Below are 24,209 nucleotides of genomic sequence, written 5' to 3'. Positions count from 1 at the left end.
AAGCTTCAAGGTGTTTGACTTGCTCATTTATAACGTTGACTTGCTTCACTCGTTGTTCAGTTTTCAAAGAACAAATTTCCATATCGCTTTCAAGCGGCGACTTTCATAATATACCACATTCGCCTACTCGGTTGCAAGTACTTTTTTTGAGAACCTTTCAATCAGGTTGTTCAACATTCAGTTATTTGCAGCCCGCTCGAAGCGGCGAGATTTAATTTAACACAAGCCTTTAGACATCGTCAAGGGCTGTACGACAATTTCCTTCAAGTTTTTTAAAAACATCGTCAGCCCTTGATATGTCTGAATTTTTACTGTTTTCGATGAACTCCTGCAACGCCTTGAGCAAAGCCGATAATCCGAATCTGAACATCGGCTGTTTTCCGGACACCGTTCTGATAGAGTACTTCAAAATTAAGAGTGTACAAGCCCTTATCTAGACCCGAAGTCAGATCTCCCCATCTTTCATCATAAAGCTCTCCCGTATAATGTTGGTTTATCCGTAGTGGCTCAAGAACGCTATTTGTTACAAGCCTGTCTCCAGCTTTTCCTATGGCATCAAGCGTTACAGTGACTTGAGTTACTGAAGCTGGCACGGGATACCCATGAACAATCAGCTTTTCTCCCGCATAAAAATCCTTCGGATTATTCGTTGTTTCATGACCTGCATTGTTGTGAATGCTTTTCCAATCGACAGTATGCTCTACATCCGCCTCTAAAAGGAGCGGAATAACAGTGATGGATTTTGCCATCATAGCCTGAGCTTTTCCATCGCTGACGGTAAGTCGGACTTTATACTGTCCCGGAATAGCCTGATACACAACTGGGGTCGTTTGATAACTCCTAACTTGGCCATAAGGATCTTCAATGACCCATGCTTCATTTAATAGATCTCCATCCGGATCATTTGATTGATTTATAAGATAGACAGTGTCTCCTTCATAAACCGGCTTGGGTGTCCAATCAAAATCTGCCACTGGTGGTCGGTTCGTTTCAATAAAAAAGTACTTCGGAGCGCTCTCTCCCCAATCATAGCCATCATAGACCCGAACGATGATATACAGATTGATATTTTCCGGCAAATCCTCGCTAGGTGTATATAGCAATGCATTCCCGCTCTTAATGCCGGAATCATGAAGCAAGCTACCACCGTAGCGATAGATCCTCACCTGAAATCTCAACTGTGGATCCGCATCTCCATCACCGTAAGACCACTTAAACATAGGCCTTAACTCCATTAACTTCTCCGGACGGTTCTGATCAGTTGATGAAGGCACATAGATCGTAGCCGTCGGAATTCGATTAACGATTTGCACGTTTCTAGATACCGTATCTGTTTGACCCAGCCTGTCTTCCACTACTTGTCGAATTCGGAATGTACCAATAGAAGAGAACTCCTTTGTCCATCTCTCTCTATTCTGGGAAGCCATAATCTCCGTACCTCCACCAAGATTACGAATAAAGTAGTCATGTGGCAGGTTCGTACGTCCACCATCCTCCTTATCCCACGCTATGGAGTCGATGCTGACGGGAACTCCTCGATAAGCAACGGTGTCGCTGAGATTGAATCCTGCATGTGGCGGCTCGTCAGGCTGTGGTACGCTGCCAATGTAGATGGTCTTTTCAACGTAATTACTCCATGCCTCATACTCGTCTTTAACGGCTAGCCCAATGGTGTATTCTCCTATCTCGTCTGGAGAAACAAGCTTGCTCCTAACGAACTTCCCGGACGGAGAAATATAATAGAACTTTTTCTCCAATATTCCTTTTGTCCGAACATAATCAATTCCCGTATTCTCCGTCGAATAATGCCCTGCATTCAAATAGCGGTCCACGTCTCTACTTCGATCGGTCCAGAGCACGGTTCCGTTTGACGCGATAGAAAGATCATAATCAGAGATCGGCTTTCGATGAACGATCACATCTCTCACAAATGTGTTGGATTCTTTCCTGTACCCCTCAAACTCCATTCGCGGATGCAGGAAATTTGAATTAGGGTCATCTGTCGTTTTATAAGTAACCCTGTACAATCCGACTTTGTCCAATCTAGTTATTGGAGTCGTGTAACTTTTCCCACTATGAATAGAAGCTCCTGATTTGCCATCACCGGCATCCAGAAATTTCTGGTTAAGCTGATCATATCTCCATGACGTTCTGGCATTGATGAATGGATCCTTCTCCGTGTCATCGTTCCTAATGGTATAAATGATATCCGTATCGACGATGGCTACTCCATCTAGAATCGTAGAGGAGCTGAGTGTCGTGAGATCCGAATAGCTCATATTGAAAAATTCGGTTTTTGGAATCTCGGCAAATGGACCAAATGTCCCACCGTTGTTAAATGTGTCGTCCATTTTGTCGATAACGGGCGTACCCTCTACGTACACTTTAATCTTATTGTCCAAATACTGTACCTTGATGGAATATGATTGGTTTAAGGAAAATGGATAATCTGCACTCTGTATGACAGTTCTATTACCGCTTGCTACTTTTACTAGTTGGATCTTCTTTCGGTTCATCTCCACTCGATACATATTTCGATGATCCTGAGCGGCAAAACTGAATCCAGAGAATATTTCTGCACTTCCCGTGGACATGTTCATCTTCAGCTTAAAGTTATACGAAGCGTTTTTCAGCTTAATTGTTCCTAACAGTTGATTGTGTGTTGAGACCGATTTAGTTTTCTTTCTATTAGAAGAAGTGGGATCATAAAAAATCAGTGTTCTTCCGCTATAAACTCCATAACTGCCCTGATCTCTTTCGTAAGCCGTTATCGACCCATCATCGTTTAAAGTTATCCAGGTATCGTCTGATAAACCAAGCCCATTACTTAAATCCCACAGCTGGCCTGTATTTACATCTGATTTTTTCAGTGAAGATCCAGACATAAAGTACATGTGGTTGCTGTTATCAAGCGCACCTCTGAAACCGAACGCTCCTGGAGATGAGCTGAGTGATCCATCCGAATTGATCTTTTTTAACGATGGGCTGTAGCCTAGTGCAATGTTATCCCATGTAATAACAGATGTAGGGTTGGAGACATCGTATCCCATCACATTTCTAGTAGCTGTATTATTTTGCATATTCAAAATATCGGAGCTCGTTAACCCCCATAAACCATCCAATGTCCGAACGGCTGCAGTATCATTATAGGCATTAAATCCACTTAAAACTTGCTCGGTATCAGGATCCCACAACGAGACCCCCGAGTAGGCTCCAGAAGGAATATCAGAATACCTACTATTATTGAAAATATACTGCATTTTGTTATTCGGCGCGGTTTTCGATCCTTCACCATAAAATGAATTTACATCCCCTGGTGCTCTATCGTAGTGTTGGATTGAACTTGAGCCGTCCCAATTGACGGAAATCCGTTGATGATCATAGTTATCGTAACCATCGTATCGGTGAGTATAAAAATAATCGGCGAACTTGCCCGCAATTCCGTTTGCTAGAATGGTCCCATTAGAAGTCCAGCTGCGGAATACTATAGCTCCATCCACGATAATAAAGTCAGAGTATCGAAACGGCTGGCCGGCCGGATTGATAAAGCTATCCATGTAGTACCACTTGAACCTTCGATCGCCATCGCCCCAAACCCAGTTGTCGGCCGTATAAACAATACCTCTTCCGTAATCAACTCCATATATTCTCGATGATGCTCTGAATCCCATATTAGTGAAGGAACCTTTCTCAAATCTGTAAATGTTGTATCCCATCTGATTATCACCTGACTCTACTGCAAAATATCCGTTCCCTAAGCTTTTGGCACCACTATATTCACTGTCTACCGAGGGAATCCTTCCACTGTCAAAGACGAATGTACTTCCCGGATTCGGACCAAAGGATAGTGAATTTCGCTTAAACGAGGTGAATAACAAGGACAAGGCGCCGTTTGATGTGTTATAAGCCCAGCTGCTAGTTTTGTTATCTTTGTAGAAATCGCTGTTGTTCCAATTAGCTACAATATTGCCCCGCATCGGCACGGGTACAATAGGCTCAGGAGAGATCGATTCCGATGTTATATCAAAGGAAACGGTTGGCGAGTCGTTGATCGCTTCCAAAATGAAACTTTTACTCCCATCCTTGCCGTAGTCTTCTTTTGCATAAACGATGAACTGGTACTTCCCAACATTCGCTGCTTTGAAATCAAAGGTTTGATCACCGCGCATTGTGATTGCTTGTATTGCTTCATCGTCAAAAGTTCCATTATTGTTGTAGTCATAGCGATAGGTAACTTTATTCTCAACAATGGTATCTCCGTCGGGAGAATAGGATGTATTTTTGAAAGAAACTAACATATTCCGTAACGTCGGTGTGGAAAATTCCAGTCTTGGCACAGGCGGCATATCTTCCAAAATCGTAAGCTGATGTACTGCTGGTTCGAGCGATTTAAGACCGAGCGTGTCATACACATTCAGTTTGATGTCGATCTCGCCAGGTTTGTCATATACTGTCCGTATATCCCCTATCCATTCGTCACGAGTATGGTCAATTGCCCGCCCTTTGATGGGACTATAGCTGTTTTTAGAACTGAATGGCTCCTTCAATGGCCGATTTTGCTTCACCTGTGTGGGACCAATGATCTTTGCTACCGGATTCGGCGGAACTACAGTAATTGAAGTGAACGCAGTTGTAACCGCTCCCCATTGATCGGCCAGTGATGCCTCTACTTTGAAGTATCCTAGGCTATCCATCTTTAGGTTGGTATACTCCCACATCATGGTCTCCCCGCCATATTTAGAAGGAATATTTCGAATAAACTCTTGATCCGCTGAGGAGAATCCAAATCCTCGAAATTCGATGCTGTCTCCATCCGGATCGGATGGGGTTGGAATCATTGGGTTATTGATTAGTACCAGGTTGAGCACTTGGCCTTCATATGCTTGTGATAGAGGTTTCGTTGGATCTCCATTCGGGTCGACAAATCCAATATGGAGTATGGGTGGTTTATTGCTACTTGGACCATTAATCTCAAGTGGCTTAGGCCCTACCGTAATTTCACCACAGCTTGTCTTTAAGATCATAAACACCTGATAACTTCCAACTCCCAAGATGGAGGGCCACTTCGAGAAAGGATAAGATGTCTCTTCTGTGTAATTATTCTGATCTGGACTTGTGTATGTAAACATCCCTTGCTTGATCTGCCATTTATGAGAAACGTATGAACACTGATTAAGGGCAATATTTTTGGGCTTGAGGGAGAATGTTTCACGATAAGCAATCTTGGGCTTGATGACGTCGAAGTCGCCAGTGAAAGATTTAGGAGGCTCTTCATAAAAGAACGTAATATACGCTTTTAATTGCGCAATGGTGAGGTTCACTTGCTGGGTTGTATTACTTGTAGGCGAGTTGGCATAACTTGAATAAGAGAGGCTGGAACCTAAGAGCTTTCCGTAGGAAGCTTCTGATGCATATGCTTTGGTGTAGGGCAATGGACCGGCTGCTTGACTGTCCTCAAATCGACTTTCATAGGTGCCTTTAGGGCCGATGCGTACCATGTGTCGGATGTTTACTTCGCCAACTGTGGGTTCTCCACCACTCCTCTTGTAATATAGGAATAAAGTATACTTATCATAGTTTCCATCATACACAAATGATGGTGGAATTCCGGGGATGATTGATCCTGATGGAGGATCAATTGTTGTTGATTTTTTATAGCCTACATATTCGTATTCGCTATTCGTTTTTGGAGGTTTGCCGGAGTATGAACTTCCTCCAATCATTTCTAAAGTCTGGGAGGGGAAAACAGAACTCAAACTTTCACCATCATTTGTGTAACTGCTAGTTTGAAACTGGCCGTTTAATTCAATCATAAACATAACAGGATAGTAGTATCGTAATCCTTGAACTTTAGGAGCACAGCTGCCACAAGCATTTTCATTGACAATAATGTCATAAGGTTCAATTGCGTCTAAATCCCCCCGAATTGATGTCCTGAATGAGATAGAGCTAGAGCCTATACCACTTTTATCACTAGTAATTGGATCTGTCCTGGTTGTTCCTATCCAATCCTTGAAAGTGGAAAACTCATCTCCTGGTCTAGATTTATCAAAATAACTAGAATCTTTAAGAATATCAAATTGTCTTACACTAACGTTCTTAACAGTTCTACCCGGAAACGAAAAATTATAATTGGCAGATATCTCTACGTTCTTTTGTTGTTTAGCATAGGTTGTCCACTCACCTGCTGAGTTACTCCAAATATCAATATACATAAAGCCAACAGCATATCGTTTATTGTTAGAAGGGTCTGCGTTATCCTTAACCAAAACTATATGTGCATTCCCTCCAATTGCAGGTTCTGCACTAATGACACCAACTAAATTCATGGGCAAGAAAGTAAATATAATCGACACTATTAACGATATAGAAAACAGTTTTTTTTGTATTTTAACAGTCTTCAATTTTTCACCTCTTAATTCAATAAATCGAAAATGAGGGCGAAATGATAATCTCTTCTAATTTGAATATAATCAATATCTTCATAACTGAACTTTCCCCAGTCTGTAAATCCTTTAGAATAATCCTGTCTAGATGCTATCGGTATGTACTGAATAGTATAGCTAGAGTCCTTCACTCGGAATGGTTTTACGTCCGATCTTAATCTAACATCTCCATTACCAACAAGATATGAAACCCCCGAATTCGGAACGTTAGAAATTGAGCGTAAATAAGCGTTATTTTTGTTTGATTTAACAATATTAATTCGATAATAAGTAATACCATTCACCTTCAATGGGAAATCTCTTTTTGAAAAAAGCATCATCTCATCCAAATTAACCATCCTTCCATCCACATACGAAGTTAGTAACCTTTCATATCCTTTAAAATATACTTTAATAGGATCAATGCTTTTAGGTTTTATTATCGTTTCGATGTCAGGAACCTCCTTATTACCAATCCATACATAATCCAGCTCTCCATCCCACTCGACTTTTTCTTCAAAAGCCTCTGCAATAAGTCTTAGTGGAACCATTGTTCTTCCGTTTTGGCTATACATAGGCTGAGCAAAATTTATATCATTCCCATTTATAGTAGCGATTTTAGAACCGGCTTTAAGCTCAACACTGTTTGCTTCTTTCGAGAGTGTTACTTTGCCATCAGAATATTGAACAGAGGCTCCCATGGCTTGCGCGACTCCTCTAAGGGGAACATATACACTTCCACCTTTTAAATCTGCTTTCGCTCCTAAAAGATCCATTTGGCGAGCGTTATAAGTTACGATGATCGGATGAGTGGTTGGAATAATTTTCTCTGCTGTAGCGGCATGAACCTGTTGAGAGCTACTTGCAAGAACCGGCAATAGGACTAAGCTAGCCGTAATGCCTTTAATTACTTTCCTCATCTAAATTCCTCCATTAGAGTTTATTTTCTAATATCGACCAAAAAGCAAACTTTTTCCATATCGTTATAAAAAGGATCTGCAAAACAAAAAAGCACCCGTCGCAGAATAAACTGCGAACGGGTGCTTCCCGGTTCCAATAGAATGGAAAAACTTCAATTGAGATCATTATAACTAAAATTTGGGAGAAAGCAAGCCTCATGTTTGGAAAGAGAATAAGAGGCTTGCACCTACAAAGAATCGTTTAACGACCTATCAATATTCCTTAGAGGCCGTTAAAGTCCCGCTTACTACTAATTTGCCTTTTTGCCTTTCGTTACCTTCACGGTTAACACCTCACTAGAGGTGACACCGGCTGCATTGACCAATTCAATGCGGTATTCGTACACACCAATTGCACGGCCGGCAATAGCTTTTATCGCTTGCTGCGCATTCGGCGAAGCCGCAGCCAATGCTTTCGTCTCGATCAGAACTCCGTTCTCATAGAGACGGTACTCCGTGCCGTTTGTGCCCCACCACATGTTCATGGTCACTTTGTAGCTGCCGTCGCCATCCCAGTTATCATGGGAAAGAACTGGCTTACCTGGAGCAGCATCCGTAACGGTTACGACAAGCGGATCACTCTTCGTCATGCCGAGAGAGTTGATCAGCTCAGCCGTATACGTGTAAGTGCCATTTGTTTTACCTTTTACATCCACCTTGGCTTTTTGAGCATTTGGAGATGCATCGTCCAGCGCTTGCATGCTGATGAGAACGCCGTTTTCATATAGCTTGAGAACATCTCCGTTATTGCCCCACCACATATTCATAGTGACGGTGTAATTGCCGTCTTTCAAGCCGTTCGCCTGGGCGATGTTGCTGGAAAGAACCGGCTTGCCCGGTGCTCCGGTATAAAGCGGAAGCGCAACTTTAACGGTCACATCCTGCGCTTGAACCGTGAATCCATTCCATTTCACCGTTGCTTTGATAACAGTGCTGCCAACGGTTAACGCAGTAATCTTGCCTCCTGCGTCTATCGTTGCTACTCCCGGTTTACTGGAGGTGTACGTTACGACCGCACCGATCAAGGAAGTCGGAACGCCGCTGCTCAGCTTGCCGGACACACGAGCGGTGGCCGTTTTTTCCGGCTGAAGCTTCGGAGAATCGACCGACAGCTTCACCTCGGACAGAGTGTTCAACGGTGCAGGATTTACAAGTGTAACTCCCGTATCCACACCCGTAATTCCGCTAGCAGGATTCTGTACATTAACCGGAAGCGTGGAGTAAACACCCATACGGTCGATGATGTTGTTCGAGAAGGTTACATTTTCCGCATTTTTCACAAGGATAACGGACGTAGGATCGATACCTTTGTCAGCTCCATTGTTGTTTGGCTCCGTCAAATGAGTTTTCAGGAACTTGTTGTTTTTAACGGTAACATTGCTGACGCTGCTCAAATTCAGATTAAGTCCGTTAACGTTATCGAATGTGTTGCCTTCAATCAAAATGTTGTCAAAGGCCAATTCGCTTGTTATGTTGCCGGCTGCAAATCCGATTGATCCGGATTGATCGGACCAAGGCATATAATGATGATACCCCGTGCCGATGATTTTGTTGTTGCGGATAATCAGATTACTCCCTGCTCCAGCATGACTATCCGTAACGACTTCCGGAGAAACGATGATAGCTTTGTCTCCGCCACGGAAAGTATTTCCTTCAATTAAGCCGTCACCAGCTTTCAGCAGCATCCCGCGTCCCGGGCTGTAAACATCATTATTTCTGAAAATAAATCCGTTGCCCATCCGATCCGGACTGAAAATAAAGTCCTCCAGTTGGAACGGTGACTGCCCGTTAAGCTTGATTTTATAGTAGGTTTCTTCCGTAAATCTCCAAGGGGTCCACTGTGCGGCCGTATTGATTTTGTCGAGGAGCGACGGGTCCATGCCGACATCGCTTTTGGCGATCTTCTCGACTGAAGCTACAATTGCCTCATTCCCGGAAATATTAAAATCTCTCAGGCGGTCGCCGGCTTTAACGCCCTGACTACCGTCGCGAAGCACGATGACGATTTCATCACCTTGAACTTTTACAACTCCATAATCTCCGGATTGAATACTGAATGAATCGTCCCCAGCGCTATAAATGGTGGAGTTTTCAACAATGGGTCCTTTTTTGGACGTTTTGAATTGGACTCCGTCCCATACCGCTGTGAGTAGAGGCTTCTCCGTAGCTCCCGGAGGTGGAGGGCCCGGAATAAGCTTAAAGCCGTCCAGAATCGTGCCGCCCTCGCTGCCCGCTTCCAGGTATCCGAATCCCGGAGCGGTATGAATCGTGAAGTCCTCAAACACAATGCCACTGCTTTCCCCTACCGTGACTCCGTGAGGAATTCCGCCAGGCCCTGGTCCGCCAGCGAGTGTTACCGGATCGCCGACATCAACGTTGCGGCCAACGTCGTTCAGCTTGATGCGGACCGTACCATCATCGTTCCATTGTGCGGTCGTCCCCCAAAGATGGTTGATGCCATGCTTTTGGAAGCGGGTTTCAGGATCATAAATGCTAAGTCGGGAATACAGCATCCGCGGATAACCTGCGGCAAGCTCGATATCAAGATAAGACAAATCAGAAGCGATAGCTTTTACTTTACCTTGCGTGAATGGCAGCGGATCATAGTTAATTGTCATGCCGCTGATTTTCACTTTGTTGCTTTTCTCAATATTAAGAGCCTTCGTCAACTTCATGCCGATAACCGTTACGCCGTCGGCCACAATTTCCAAGTTGTTTGCACCCGAAATGGTGATGAGCACATTCCCAGCTTCCTCACCAATCCGGTACGTGTTCGGTGGAATAACCACCTTTGTTTTTCCGGCTGCAATTGCAGCATTAATCATCGCTTGGATATCCATAACTCCAACCAGCCTTTTCACCATTTCGAGCGCTTCTATTCTTTTCACGGAAGCCTGCGGCTCGAATTGGGACGGATAGGGATCGTTCGTCCTGACGATACCCAGCTTGCTGTCGGCTTTTACGTAATTTACGGCCCACTCGCTGATCGAAGCTAAGTCGGTCAAGGAGGAAATGTCTCCAAGGAGCGCATCCTCTTCCATAGCACGGTTATATCCGTTGATCAGAATCGATGCCGCTTCTTCACGCGTCAACGGCGCATTCGGATTCAGCTTGCCGCCAACGATCAGATGGCTGTCGATAAGCTCATTGTTATAAGCTCCCTGAAGCATATCGGCTGAAGTGCTATCCGCAGGCACATCGCTGAAAATGCCTTCATAAGGTGCGCTTGGCAGCTTCAGCGTCTGGGAAACCATATACAGCAGCTCTACTTTCGTGAGCGCGCCGTCTCCATCGACGATAACTTGAGCTTGATCCCTCAGCGCTCCGTCCGCCGTCTCAACGATAATAACAGCCGTTCCCGGGCCATTCACCGTAACGCGTCCGTTCTCGTCAACCGCCGCGACCTGCGAATTACTTGTCGACCAGTAAAGGTCTTTGTTCAGCGCGTCAGCAGGCGCGATTGTTGCATGAAGCGCAATCGTTTCACCGATTCCTGGGTTCAGCGTCTCCTGGTCCAGCGTTACAGATGTAGGAGATACCCCATCCACAACTTCGGTGAACTTAATGACTGGATCCCAAAGTAAATCATCATAACCATTGGAACGGTCTTTGCCGCTATTGGAGATGAAATAAATGCGGTCTCCTTTTAATACAGGGATGCTTATATCCGGGAAGTCGATCGTTTGTTTCGATGCAATTGGCTCCCACTCTCCGCTCGCGGGCCAAATTTTTGTGCCGTTTTTCATGATCTTCAGCCTCGCGCCATCAAATGTATTCTGATGAATTGTAATCGGATGAGATTTGATCATCATTGTACCGGTGGCAGGAGAGATGAAGGTACGGGATGTATCCCCTTGCGAGCCTGGAGTCGTCTCGCTTCCTGATATTCTACCAAAATCCCAATTGCCGGATGTTTTCCACCAGCTGTTCCCGCTAAACTCGGGAAGGTCTAAGTATGATGTAGCATTGTAAGAGCGATATTGATAGCGCCAATTGTTCGCGCCCTGCTCTCCTGAGTAACCTTCTGATGCCTTATATGCTGGAAAACCTACGGATACAACATTGCTGCTGGCAGTCAACCCACCATCCATTGTTGTTACGGTAATTGTAGCCGTTCCGCTTGAAATCGCTGTCACTAAACCATATACAACTGTAGCCACCGACGGATTACTGGACGTCCAAATTACACTTTTGTTGGACGCGTTCTCTGGTGTGACTGTTGCGTTTAAGGTCACCGTATCATCCACGTTCATCTTCAATTCATACTGATCCAAAGTGACTGAAACAGGAGAAACTGATTCTCCTACCTCTGTATAGGAGATAATTGAGTCCCATTTAACATCATCTTGTCCGTTTACATGGTCTGCACCACTATTCACGACAAAATAAATGCGGTCTCCCTTTATAACCGATGCCGTCAGCTCGGGAAAGGTGATCGATTGATTAGCTCCTAGTGATTCCCATTCACCGTTTTGTGGCCAAATTTGTATATCATTTTTCAGAATTTTCAGTCTTGCACCGCCGTAAGTTCCCGGATTAATCGTAATCGGCCCTGGAGCTGTTACTTTAATGCTGCCTGAATCTGGAGCTATGAAGGTCCGAGAAGTATCCCCTTGGGAGCCAGGGGTTATTTCATTGCTCGATATTTTGCCCCAATCCCAGTTCTGGTTCGCTCTCCACCAGGTATTCCCGACATTTACGGGAAGATCTTTGAACTCCGTTGAGTCGAAGCTCCGGTATTGATAGCGCCATTGGTTTTTCCCTTGCTCGGTTGAAAATCCCGTAGATGCTTGATAAGACGATAGAGCAGCTTCCTGGGCAAATGCTATAGAGTCAGTCGGTAAACGCACGCTGAATAGAAACATCATTACAGCCAGTATAACAGCCACTTTTTTACGGAAGTTGCGCTTACTCATCTAAAAAAATCCCTCGCTTTCAGGTAAATAAAATCCGATTCATTTGGGATTTCAATACCTGGTTATTTTTAAGCGCTTTCATTATTCTGGACATCCTTCCTGCATCGACAGTAATAAATGGCTGAAACGTGGTGAAGAGACAGCAATCCGAATAATCCGAAATTGCAGCCATCCTCACAATTGCTTCATTAATAGGCTAGGAATTCAACCACCTCCTCAGATAAAAAAAGCTGAAGTGTAGAACTTACAAAGTAGAACTACACTTCAGCTCAATAATTACTTACGACTTCCTTTTAATTCCATAATATCTTGTTCCTTGCTTGTAAGCTCAAGCTGCAGACGTTTGACCTGTTCTTCCAGCTTGCTGATTTCTTCTGGCTTGGCAGGACCGCTTGGCTGCTCTGCAGCAAAGCTCAATTTCGTTGAGGAAGGCCTCGATGTATTCTCCACTACAGCGTAAGATGGATCAAAAATCATTGGTAGATCCGACTCCGTGGAACGAAGCACGATCTGATCCGATTTAATCCCGTGAGAGCTCGCTCTCACTCTAATTTCCCCGGCTTCCGTTGTAGCACGAATGAATACAGTTGCAACTCCAAACTGTGTTTTCATCGGATTAGCACCGACATGTTGCCCTTCAATAATTTCCGCAGGACCTTCAACCTCAAAGTGGATGTATTCGTCTGCCAGCACTTTTGGAACACCCTTGTGGTCGACGAGCACAGCACGAACCGGTACGAAGTCGGAACCGTCTGCGGTCAAAGCGACGTTAACGTCATCCACTTCCAGCTTGATGCCTGCCAGCCATTCCGAGTAGGTTTTCACCTCACGGCAGACAACCTCTCCACCGATCAGACCTTCTGCAACCATCTCGATCTGGCCCGTTCTGTTCCGCCAGATGCTCGAAATCTCGTGGAAATCGAATACATTCGGGAACACGATCGGCGGATGGGGAACATCCGTATCTTCTTCTGGCTTCAGAGTGCCGACAATTTCACCAAGCCAGGTCAGACGAACTTCCTCGCAGTTAGTAAATACGGTAACGTCACTGCCCGACACCTGCGAGATCTCATGCGCAATATAAACCATTGGGCCCGTATTGATTCCGCTTAGCTTATAATCTGGAGCGTATTGGCTCTTGAATAAGTGATAAGAATAGCGTGGCATACGATACACATCGAGCACCCCTCCTAAAAACGGATCTGGGTGGTAACCTCGCTGATGGTCGATGCCGCACCAGAGCGTTGCGCCAATCCGCTTAGGCGGAGTATTGTAAATGTATTTCAGATCATAGGCGCGAACACGAGCCTGATTCAGCATCGCTTGCTCGCCCCATTCACGCTTAACACGGGTTATGGCATTCTGGGAGCCGAAATTGTCTACTTCTCCTCCATCGCCGTACTCACGAGTGAGGGAGCATTTCTCGTCTTCCATACTTCCATGATAGTAGAAATCGAATCCGGCTAACTTAGCGCTGTCAACATCAGCACAAGAAAACGCGCCTGGGAACGGGAATTCCTCGTGAACGACCCGATGCAGCTCCTTCAGCATGGAGATTGGCTGATCTTCGGTTTCGTTCAGAGCGGTTTCCCATAACAATACAGCTGGGCGATTGCGGTCGCGCCGAACCATAGCACGAGTATCTTCAATTACTCTTTGTTCAAAAATCGGATTCTCGTGATTATAAAACTGCCAGCCTGGAGTAGCTACCGTAACGAGCAGACCGAGCTCGTCGCAAGCATCCATGAACGCCGGATCAAGCGGATAGTGAGCGGCGCGCACAACGTTTGATCCGCCTTCCCTCAGCAGGACGGCATCCCGCCATTGGCCCGAGTTCGGCAGCGCATTGCCAACATAGGCATAATCCTGATGGCGATTCACGCCGCTCAGCTTATAACCGATGTACTCCTTGTTTACAAAGAAGCCATCGTCACCGCGCATTTCGAAGAGACGGATACCAAAGCGAGTTCTGAAGCTGTCGACTATCTTCACATCTTCCAGCACTTCCGTGCGGATGAAGTGCAGGTATGGATCGTCCGGATGCCATAGATGAGCATTCTTTACTGAAAGCTGCTGCTCAAATTGCTTGGATTCGCCCGGCTGTAGTTCCGCCGACTCCTCCTGGACGATCAACACGCTTCCTTCCATGCTTTCCAGAATCGTGCGCAAAGTGAAGCGGCGGCTAGCCGTTCCCTCGTTGATTACTTCCGTTCTCACTACCAGCTCGGAGCGGTCCTCTTCCGCGTCCTGAACGGCTACAAATACGCCGCCGCCCGCAATGGTCCCGCTCAAAAGATCATGCGTAACATGGAGAGTTTCCGTTTCAATTAAATAAACATCGCGGTAAATGCCGCCCAAGTATGTGAAATCGAGATACTCCTGTGGTTTGCCCGGAGGATATAGAGGATCGTTAGAGTTGTCGGCGCGAACAGCGATAATGTTGTTCCCGTCTTGGCGCACCAGCTCCGTAATATCGGCTGCAAAAGGCAAATATCCGCCAAGATGCTGAGCTACGCTTTGCCCGTTGATCCAAACGTCCGCGATGCCCATAACCGCTTCAAAATAAACGACGACACGTTTGTTTTTCATCGATTCCGGAAGAGTGAAACGTTTGCGATACCAAGCGACGCCCTGATAGTTTCTCATCCCGCTTGCATTCTCGCCGAGAATTTCGAGACCATGCGGAAGAGCCGCCGCCTCCCAATCGCTATCGTCAAAACTTTCGTTTTGCGCCCCTATAGCATCGCCTTTACAAAAGCGCCAACATGGATTGAAGGTGAACACCTGTCTCGGACTTCCTTCAATTCCGTAAAACCCAGCTGTGGAATACTGCGGTACTTTCGTTTCGTCTCTCATTCAATATTCACTCCTCATCATTTTTACTCTAATCCCAGCTCTTTGCGCAGTCCTGGCGCGACTTCGTTATAATGCTGCGCCTGTTCAAATATCGCCTTGTTTAAATCTTTGCCTTCCCTAAACGCATCTAGAATCTCGCCGTTCCACCAGTCAATATTTTGATCTGATCCAACAATCGGCCCACCCGCCATCATTTCAACATCCGTTACGGCGCTAATATTCGTCCCCTTCCAGATCGGGGTTTCCAGCACAGCCTGCTTCAGCTCCTCGTCTTCCGTAATCGGGAAGTCGCCATTTTCCATCATCACTTTTTGGGCTTCCATCGTATGCATGAACGCCAGGAACTTAACCGCGCCTTCCGGATTTTTGGAGGCTTTCAGCGCACCGATGCCGGTAGCGATGTTAATGCCAACCTGCTTCACCTTGCCTTTTGGAAGTGGAAGGACATCCCAGTTAAACTGGGCATTTTTTCTTACGTTTTTGCCTTCCCATACTCCGTGAACTTCAAAGGCAACCTTTCCGCTGTTCCACTCAATTCCTTCTTTTTGGGTCTTCTCCCACGTTGCTCTTGAACCGTCGACCCGTGAAAAATCAGCGAGCCATTCAATATCTTTACGCGCTTCCGGTGTGGTCAGCGTGCTTTGTTTAAACTCCGCATCCATAAAATTCAGATTGGCCGCGCTTCCATTGGATACTCCCAGTGCGCTTGCAACCGTATTTATATTGAAAGGGCCGTAGCCGACTCCGTACTCGCTCTCGCTTGGTTTGGTTACTTTTTTGGCGATTTCACGGTAATCAGACCAGGTCCAGTCATTTTTCGGCATATCGATGCCGTTTTTGGCCAGAAGATCTTTGTTCACGAAAATGACCATCGGATTTTCCGCCCTTGGAAGACCTAACTGTTTACCCTTATACTGCAGTCCCTTTAACGAGCCTGCTGGAATTTTTGCTGCACTTAGAATCGGATCGGATTGCATATATGGGGTCAGGTCGAGCAGCAGATCGTCTTTCCCAAACGGGATTATGTCCTGCACCCAAGCAATGTCGGCGGGAGTGCCGGCAGCTTGCAGGGCTGCCGCTTTCTCCAATACATCGCCCAAACCGCCGCCTTTGGCCGGCTCGATTTTAATTTTGTATCCCGGGTTCATCTGGGCAAACAGATCGAGATATTTTTGCTCAACCTCGCCTACGTCACCTGCACCGCGGACGTATGTCAATGTAACCGGTTCTCCGGTCGTAGGCGCTGGCGTTGTACTCGCTACTGCTCCTGCCGTCGGACTGGGTTCGGTTGAATTCGCATTGGTAGCAGTAGTAGGACCGTTTTGGGAACAAGCACTAAGCGTTAACACACTTAAGAGTAACAAGCTGATTTTTTTGTTCAACATGTTTATTCCTCCCCATTATTTGCTTTCTTCGCTTCTTGTCGTATTGAAAGATGAAGAATCTGCTATCATTCCAGTCCCAGTGCAGCGCGAAGCGTTGGCGCCTGCTCGTTATATTGCTGCGCCTTTTCGAAAATCGGCTTATTCAGATCTTTGCCTTCTTTAAACGCCTCCTGGACTTCGGCGCTCCACCATTGCACATATTGATCCGCACCGACGATGGCACCGACCGGCTCCGCTCTCATTTCCACCGAAATGGTAGCCATAATGTTCGAACCTTTCCAGATCGGCGTTTCTGTCAACGCTTGTTTCAGCTCCTCATCTTCCGTCAGCGGGAAGTCACCGTTGGCCATGCCCAGCTTTTGCGCTTCCATCGTGTGCATGAATGACAGGAATTTTGCTGCAGCATCCGGGTTCGCGGAAGATTTCAAAATGCCAATGCCCGTGCCGACGTTATAGCCGATTTGCTTCACTTTGCCCCTTGGCAGCGGCAGCACATCCCAGTTGAATTTCGCTTTCTCCCGTTTGTTGCGGCCTTCCCATGCTCCGTGGATTTCAAAAGCCACGTTACCGTTCATCCAGTCCGTACCGGATTTCTCGATCACTGACCATGATCCGATGGAATGATCTACACGCTGCAGGTCCGCGATCCACTCGATGTCGCGTCTTGCCTCCGGCGTCGTCAGCTTACTTTGCTTCCAGTCCGCATCCATAAAGTACAGGTTTTCGGACGTTCCGTTTGCCACTCCCAGCACGCCAGCGGTAATGATCGAGTTAAAATGGCCGTAAGCAATTCCATACTCAGCCTCATCCGGCTTAGTTACTTTTTTGGCAATGGCGCGGTAGTCGTCCCATGTCCAGTCATTTTTCGGCATATCGATGCCATTTTTAGCCAGCATGTCTTTGTTCACATACATAATGATCGGGTTTTCCGCGCGCGGCAGTGCCATCTGTACTCCCTTGAATTGAAGCGCCTTCAAAGAACTGTCCGGAATTTTCGCCGTGCTCAGCACGGGATCGGATTTCATGTAAGGCGTAAGATCAACGAGCAGATCATCCTTCGCAAACGTCCCAATGTCCTGCACCCAAATCAGATCCGCTGTTGTCCCTGCCGCCTGCAGCGCTGCCGCCTTCTCCAATAATTCGCCTATACCGCCGCTTTTGGCCTGCTCGATCTGAACTTTGATATTCGGGTTCTGCTCCGTGAACAGATCCAGCATTTTTTGCTCGTTCTCGCTGACGCCTGAACCGCGGACGTACCGCAGCGTGATTGGCTCGCCGGCCGGTTCCGGCGCCTTGCTTGGCTCGGCCGATGCGCTTGGTGGAGTGCTCGGCGGGGTGCTGGCGCCCGTGCCGGCGTTGTTAGCCGGCGCCGAGCTGTTGGAGCAAGCGCTTAAAACAAGTGAGGAACCCATCATCAGGCTTACGAGCATTGTGCTCAGCTTCTTTTTATTCATGTTCATGCCTCCGCTTTGTTTTTTTATTGTGAATTGATATTTAATTTCTAAATATCAATCGACCACCCCGGTACGTTCAATCCCTTCAACAAACCATCGCTGGGCTACCATATATAGAAGAAGCGGCGGGAAGACGATCAAAAAAGCTCCTGCCATCTTGGTGCCTTCTGTTACTGGATTCAGTGCCTTCGCTTCGGCAACTGGATTAGGCCCGTAAATGACCGTTTCGAGAGAGCCTAGCCGGATGGAAAGAGGCGTGAAATCGTTGATAAGGAAAAAGGACGTTAAGTAAAACTCGTTCCAATACCAAACGAAGGAGAACAAAAATACAACTAGGCAAGCGGGAAGCGACAGCGGCAAAATAATGCGAAAGAACATCCTAAACACCGAAGCTCCGTCGATCAACGCCGCTTCTTCGAGTGCCTTTGGCAGTGATCTGAAAAATTGTCGGAAGATGATAATGAACAGTGCGCTTTTCAAGCCTTGACCGAACAAGGCCGGGATGAGGAATACAAATGGCGTGTTAAGCCAACCCAGCTTGCTGTAGATGACATAAAGCGGAATGATAATAATTTGCGGCGGGATCAGAAAGGTCAGGAAAACGAGTCCGAAAAAGAGGCTTTTTCCCGGAAACTTCAGCCTCGCCAAGGCGTAGCCCGTCATGCCGCATATGAACACTTGAATCAAAGAGCCAAACAGCGCAATCGTCGTTGTATTCAATATCGATTCCGGATATTTCAGTCCCTTGAAGGCACGCTCCAGATTGCTCCAATCGATGGATCGCGGAATCCACTTAACGGTGGGGTCCAGCAAATCCGTTAGGTTTTTGAGCATCGTCGAAATCATGTAGAAAAACGGCTGGAGGTACAGAAACGCTATGATCGATAACAAATAGTAGATGATTAATTTGGCCAGCCAGCCGTCGTTCATGTGCTGCCCCAACACGAGCATTTTGATCTTCTGGGCCTTTCTTCCTTCCAGGAAGGACCGAACCGACCTCTTGCTCGGAGTCAATTCTGCCTTCATGCCGTATACCTCCTCTTCCGGTTCGAGCTGTTCAAGAACCATAACATGAGAGCGATGATGACAATGATCAGCAGGAAGTAGAACCATGCCAGCGCGCTCGCATATCCGTATCCGGTCGACACGTTGAACATGTGCTTGCGGATTTGCTCCATGACCGGATTAATTGGAGAAGTGAACAGATCAACCGTTGAATACAGCAAATTGAGAGCGATGAAAGGCACGATGCTGGGAAGCGTTATTTTCCAGAAGCTTTCCCAAGGCGAAGCTCCGTCGATTCGAACTGCTTCATAGATCGTCCGCGACACGGTTTGGAACCCGGCGATAAAGATCAGAATCTGCACACCGGAAGACCAGAGGATGATGATGATCATGCTGAGCAGGCTGATAATCGGTTCCGCAAGCGATGAGCTGAAATTCTCTTCCACGAAGGTGTCGATTCCATATTGCGATATAAAAGGAACGTCGCCTGCTCCTTGCTGGAAAAGCTCCGTTAGAACCTGGCCAGTCGAGAAAATAACGGGGAGGAAAAATATGGCCCGATAAATGAAGCGTCCCGGGAAGTTCTGATTAAGCAGAATAGCGACAAGCAGAGAGAAGATGATGATAATCGGCAGAATCAGAATCGTTTGCTGGAAAAAGGCGATAATCTGCACACCGTACTCATTGTCCTTCAGCAACGCATCCTTGAAATTCTGGAGTCCGATCCACTCGTACTTGAAGCCTTCGCCGGTAAAACGCACTTTATTGAAGGTCAGGTAGAGCGACCAGCAGATCGGAATTGCCATGAATACGAGGAAACCGATGATCCACGGAAGCATGAACAAATATCCCATGCCATACTCATTCCATCTGAATCGGAATCTGGCCCTTTTGCGGCTGCGTAGTTCCGCCTGCTCGTTGACGTCGGGTCTACTGTTTTTGCTCTGGATGACCGGATTCATCGGCTCCCTCCCTTCTCCACGCGGAACGACTTGCTGTTATAATCGACCGTTACGCTGACTCCATTGGCGTACTCCGTCACGAACACATTGTCGGACAGCTGCCGGTGATCCGTAATCGGTTGATCGAATGTAGAGGCCAACTGATCGAAGTCCCTGTACTCCTTCAACAGCTTTTCCCTCCAGAACTCATACCGGCTGCTATACACGCCCCAGGAGTAAGTGTCCTGCAGCGCGAGCGTAGACTCGTTCGTAAGCGCAAAGGCAGGTATAGCTCCATACTCAATTGCTTTTAAAAATTCCGTTTCATAGTCGTTGCGAATATTGCCGTTCCCCATGTTGTAGCTGATATTTCCATGCAGAACGATCGGCATGAAAGGAACCATTTCGTCTATGCCATAATGATCGTTCACATCGTTCGGAAGTCCTTGAATGTGCTTGGCGTACTTAAGGGAGTACGCGTTTCCGAAATAAACTCCGTTTGTTCCAAGCTCCTGGGTGGCATATCGCTGCATTTGCTGGAATACGTAGGCCGTATCCTCGCGCTGATAGTTATACTCCGGGTTATAGTCGCGATAGATAGCGGAGCCGATCCCGGGGAATTGAAGTCCGTCTACACCGAACTTCTTCAAATGTTCGCCCAAGTTCTTCGTCAAGTTGTACGCCACGTTTGGATTGAACCAGATCCAGCTGCCGTCCATCAGCACATTGCCTTCAATGGAACGAATGCCGTACGATTTTGGAGAATGCTTGGCAAACTCCGAATCCGCATCTGTCACTTGAGCCTGGAACAGAACTTTGTAGCCGTTCGAATGGGCGGAGTCGACAAACGATTTCAAAGCTTTTTCCCCGCCTAGCTTGCCTTCAAGCGAGAAGGTCCTTTGCTCGCTAAGGCTGCCGTCTTTGAGCCAGGTCTCATACGTAATATTCATCGCTTCAACGCCGGACTTTTTCAGATCCTCCTGAATGAGCTTCGCTTGCGGGAACGTTGTTGCCACCGAATATCCGGCATTGCCGTTCCAATCGGAATCTCCAGCGATCAGGGTCAGATCAAGAGGCACATGCTCAACGGGTTCCAGTTGAGATGTAATTCGCTCTGAATCCAGCATGAACTTCCGGTAGGTTTGAGCCATCCCTACATAATCGGCTTCGTCGCCAGCGAGGAACCGATACTCCACTGCCCTGTCCTGCTTCGTCATCTCTTCTTGGAACGCCCGGATCGATGCTCCTCCAAGACTCAAGCGACGATCATACTCCTGCCTGTAAATAAACTTGGCGCTGACTGAGTTCATACTGCCAACGACGCCGGATGGAATCGCCTTGATCCAGGCCGTATATTCTCCCTTGTCGATCATGGCGACAAACGCGTTGGCTCCCTGCTTCATCCCGAATACAGGCAGCGCGAGCGGAGCCATGTTTGTCTCAGGGAATTGATTGCCCGTATATTCAGGTCCGTAGACCGGCTGCTCGTACCCTTTGCCGACCAAAATGTTAGTCTGCGGGAAACGAATCAAGCCGCCCGGTCCGTCGGGGACGAACATGTAGCCTGGCTGCGCATCCAGCGCCGCCGCTCCGAAGAATGGCAGCGATTCGATGGAAATGAGCCGGAACTCGGCCTTTTCGGTAATGCTCTCAACGGGAATATATACCTTTAAGCCGTTCTCGTTCAGCTCATACTCCATCCGAAATCCAATTTGAATGTCCTTGAATTGATAGACTGCGGCAAAACCTGATTCCGTGCGAATATATTGGATACCCAGTTGTTCATCCTTTGCATTTTTGATTTGCCGCTGGATTTTGGAAGCCGCAAAATATTCCATAATAAAGGACGATTCCAGATTCGTGCGCAGCAATCCGGACACTTTCTCTTTAGCGAGCTGCTGCGGCTTGGCAAAAGCAGTCCATTCAAAGCCGCCTTCATTGTCCCGCACAGCTACATTGCCCGTCGCCTCGTTCAGCAGCAATGCATAACGGCCGGTCTTTTTGACCGCTGTCCATCCATTTGCATCGGCCTCGCCCAGATTCGCCTGCGATTGTTGAGCTACCGGCATAAAGTCGGTCTTCCTTGGCTCAAAATCTACCTTTCCCGATAAGGCGGGAGCGGACAAGATCGAATAGAGCCATACGGCCAGCAGCATGATTGCAACCGCGGCCGAAATGGTTACTTTCCGATTCTTCCAGATCGGTTTATCCAAGGAATGCCACCTCCTTATACAGCTGATAGCCAAAGTCCCATAGGTTGAAGGTAAGACCTGCGCTTACGGCAATGAAAATCCATATAATGCCGACGGTGACGGCGGTCGTGATCGAATTCCGGATATTCTCGATGAATTCGAAGTTGTGGGTAACTTGAGCCTTCACGATAAAGAGAGTAAAGATCCATAACCACATCACAGTGGATAAGGAGGAAATCAACACCTTTTCCTCAAGCACCAAAATATTGGACAAAATGATAATCGGGATCGAGAAAACAACAAAAGGCGTCATCGCAAAAACCGATCCTTGCAGCACTTCGCGGAAACGTCCTTCCCCGTCTTTGATCGTACTGACCAAATAGTTGGCGACGATCCAGGTCACTATTGGAGCCAGGAACGGAAGCAGATTGATCCACCATACAACTGTCTCCAGATTCATTGGGTTGAAGATGAATCCGGTCCAGTAAACTGTCGCGATTTTCACCAGGATAATCAAAAGCGCGATAATGCCGAGCGACAAGAAGGAGACGTTCCTCCCTTTCAGGCGGTAAAACCCTTCATAAGGATGCAGCATCGTATATAGGGCAGTCCCCAAGTCGTCCAGCACCATCTGCACAACCTTGGGCAAACGGCGCTTAAGCGCGCCGGCATAAGGCTTGACGGCAAACCGGTAAAGTAGCCATAGGGCGATCAGCGACACAAGCACGGAGAAGAAATATTTTTCGATCAAGCGCATTCGGTACGTCCAGAACGCTTCCGAGTAGCCCTCCGCATCGTACGTAATTTTGAAATAAGTCATTGCCGCTTCGATATTTCCTTCTTTATTGGCCACCTCGGCTAGACCGCTGTAAATTAAGCTGATCAGCTCGTTCTGCTTAATGACTTCTTCCCAATTCGCCTTGCTCTTCTCGTAATTCCCGTCGAAATAATCGGTAGCGGCCTGGAAAAACGTTTTGCCAAAGCTCGCGCGGGTATAAAATTGGACCATACTAAGATTGCTGTCCAGCACGATCAGATCGTTGCGGGAGTTGATATCGATGCTCACCGGATTGGAGAGAATGCCTCTCTGATCCGGCTCCTGCAGCACTTTGCCGAAACGGAACAGCTCCGTCCCGCTCGGGCTATAAATCGTAATCGTACCCATGCCGCGCGTTTCGCGGCTCGACAGCCGCTGATCCAGCACATAGATGAACTGATTGCTGTCAAGAGCAACATCGACAATCTGCTCCGAATCATGCTTCAACCCTTTCAGGTTGCTGCTGCCGCCAGCGTTCAATTGTTTGATTTGGTCGCTTCCCACGCCCGTCGTCGTCGTGAGAATAAACCCTTCATCACTCAGCGTCACGTTGCTGACCTCTTGCGGACGAATCGCGGTTTCCTTTTCCAACTGTTCTTTCGTAAAAATGAGCCGCTTGATTCGATCCATCAACGAGGCTTTTGATTTGTTTCCGCCAAAGAAGCCTGTGAATTCGTCCTCTTTGCCGATCCGCACTAAGCCCTGATAGGAGCCGCGGGATACTGCGTACAGCACGTTGCGGTCATCCACAACAATTTTGACCGGTACAAAGTAGTAGCTTTCCGGCAAAAATTGCGAATTCGGTTTCTTGAACTCCTTTGTAAAGGAGCCGTCGCTGTTATAAATGACTACGCGCTGATTCCCCGTATCCGCTACATAGATCAAGCCGTCATGCGTGACGAATACCCCTTCAGGCTCACTGAGTTTTCCCGGCCCTTCCTCTGTGCCGAAGGCGCGAATCCACTTCCCCTGTCCATCCAAATGAACGATGCGGTTATTTCCCGTATCCGCCACATAAATATCGTCATTGTCGGCTACAAACAGATCCGCCGGCCGATTAAGCGCGGTATCGTCTGAGCCGGTAATCATATCTCCAGTCATATAGACATCCTGCATAAAGGAGATCCATTCCGAACCCGTGCCATGATTTACGTAAAACGTATCGTATGGCTCCGAGGCGCTGGCGGAGGCGGGAAAAAGCATGATGAAGATAAGTGCGATCCAAATGATTTTCCTGCTTTTGAGCATGCAAGCCCCTC

9 protein-coding genes and 2 pseudogenes are annotated in these 24,209 nt (G+C 47.1%); all 11 read right to left on the bottom strand.

Translation table 11 applies throughout. From position 1 onward, the window contains the following. Positions 1-308: 308 nt before the first annotated feature. Entirely contained in the window at positions 309-6,404 is a 6,096-nt protein-coding gene (locus tag CGZ75_RS22590) for a PKD domain-containing protein (RefSeq protein ID WP_089526502.1), read from the bottom strand. 11 nt (positions 6,405-6,415) lie between these two features. After that, entirely contained in the window at positions 6,416-7,345 is a 930-nt protein-coding gene (locus CGZ75_RS22585; protein ID WP_089526501.1) for a copper amine oxidase N-terminal domain-containing protein, read from the bottom strand. A 290-nt stretch (positions 7,346-7,635) separates the two neighbouring features. After that, positions 7,636-8,223 (bottom strand): annotated as a pseudogene (locus CGZ75_RS26570) (chitinase N-terminal domain-containing protein); the annotation flags it as partial. A gap of 2,511 nt (positions 8,224-10,734) precedes the next feature. Further along, a pseudogene (locus tag CGZ75_RS26565) lies at positions 10,735-11,637 on the bottom strand (Ig-like domain-containing protein); the annotation flags it as partial. A 939-nt stretch (positions 11,638-12,576) separates the two neighbouring features. After that, the gene (locus tag CGZ75_RS22570) at positions 12,577-15,156 is read right to left on the bottom strand and encodes a glycoside hydrolase family 2 protein (RefSeq protein WP_089526500.1); all 2,580 of its coding nucleotides are present in this window, start codon (positions 15,154-15,156) and stop codon (positions 12,577-12,579) included. Positions 15,157-15,179: 23 nt separating this feature from the next. Further along, positions 15,180-16,541, bottom strand: coding sequence for an ABC transporter substrate-binding protein (locus tag CGZ75_RS22565; protein ID WP_089526499.1), 1,362 nt, complete (start codon positions 16,539-16,541; stop codon positions 15,180-15,182). 65 nt (positions 16,542-16,606) lie between these two features. Further along, entirely contained in the window at positions 16,607-17,995 is a 1,389-nt protein-coding gene (locus tag CGZ75_RS22560; protein ID WP_176444982.1) for an ABC transporter substrate-binding protein, read from the bottom strand. A gap of 54 nt (positions 17,996-18,049) precedes the next feature. Further along, positions 18,050-19,021, bottom strand: coding sequence for a carbohydrate ABC transporter permease (locus CGZ75_RS22555; RefSeq protein WP_176444981.1), 972 nt, complete (start codon positions 19,019-19,021; stop codon positions 18,050-18,052). Next, entirely contained in the window at positions 19,018-19,962 is a 945-nt protein-coding gene (locus CGZ75_RS22550; protein WP_089526497.1) for a carbohydrate ABC transporter permease, read from the bottom strand. Before CGZ75_RS22550 ends, CGZ75_RS22555 begins: the two co-directional genes overlap by 4 nt. Further along, a complete protein-coding gene (locus CGZ75_RS22545; protein ID WP_089526496.1) occupies positions 19,959-22,154 on the bottom strand; it encodes a DUF5696 domain-containing protein in 2,196 nt (731 codons plus the stop codon). The genes CGZ75_RS22550 and CGZ75_RS22545 overlap by 4 nt, the downstream gene beginning before the upstream one ends. Further along, positions 22,147-24,198, bottom strand: coding sequence for a YIP1 family protein (locus CGZ75_RS22540; RefSeq protein ID WP_089526495.1), 2,052 nt, complete (start codon positions 24,196-24,198; stop codon positions 22,147-22,149). Before CGZ75_RS22540 ends, CGZ75_RS22545 begins: the two co-directional genes overlap by 8 nt. Positions 24,199-24,209: the final 11 nt, after the last annotated feature.

Origin of the sequence: Paenibacillus herberti (assembly GCF_002233675.1) — a bacterium.
GTDB classification, from domain to species: Bacteria; Bacillota; Bacilli; order Paenibacillales; family Paenibacillaceae; genus Paenibacillus_O; species Paenibacillus_O herberti.
This window is presented reverse-complemented; position numbering and strand designations above follow the sequence as displayed.

Coding starts and splice junctions, on each gene's coding strand:
- CGZ75_RS22585 (WP_089526501.1), bottom strand. CDS start 7,345: ATGAGGAAAGTAATTAAAGGCATTACGGCTAGCTTAGTCCTATTGCCG.
- CGZ75_RS22570 (WP_089526500.1), bottom strand. CDS start 15,156: ATGAGAGACGAAACGAAAGTACCGCAGTATTCCACAGCTGGGTTTTAC.
- CGZ75_RS22565 (WP_089526499.1), bottom strand. CDS start 16,541: ATGTTGAACAAAAAAATCAGCTTGTTACTCTTAAGTGTGTTAACGCTT.
- CGZ75_RS22560 (WP_176444982.1), bottom strand. CDS start 17,995: ATGAATAAAAAGAAGCTGAGCACAATGCTCGTAAGCCTGATGATGGGT.
- CGZ75_RS22555 (WP_176444981.1), bottom strand. CDS start 19,021: ATGAAGGCAGAATTGACTCCGAGCAAGAGGTCGGTTCGGTCCTTCCTG.
- CGZ75_RS22550 (WP_089526497.1), bottom strand. CDS start 19,962: ATGAATCCGGTCATCCAGAGCAAAAACAGTAGACCCGACGTCAACGAG.
- CGZ75_RS22540 (WP_089526495.1), bottom strand. CDS start 24,198: ATGCTCAAAAGCAGGAAAATCATTTGGATCGCACTTATCTTCATCATG.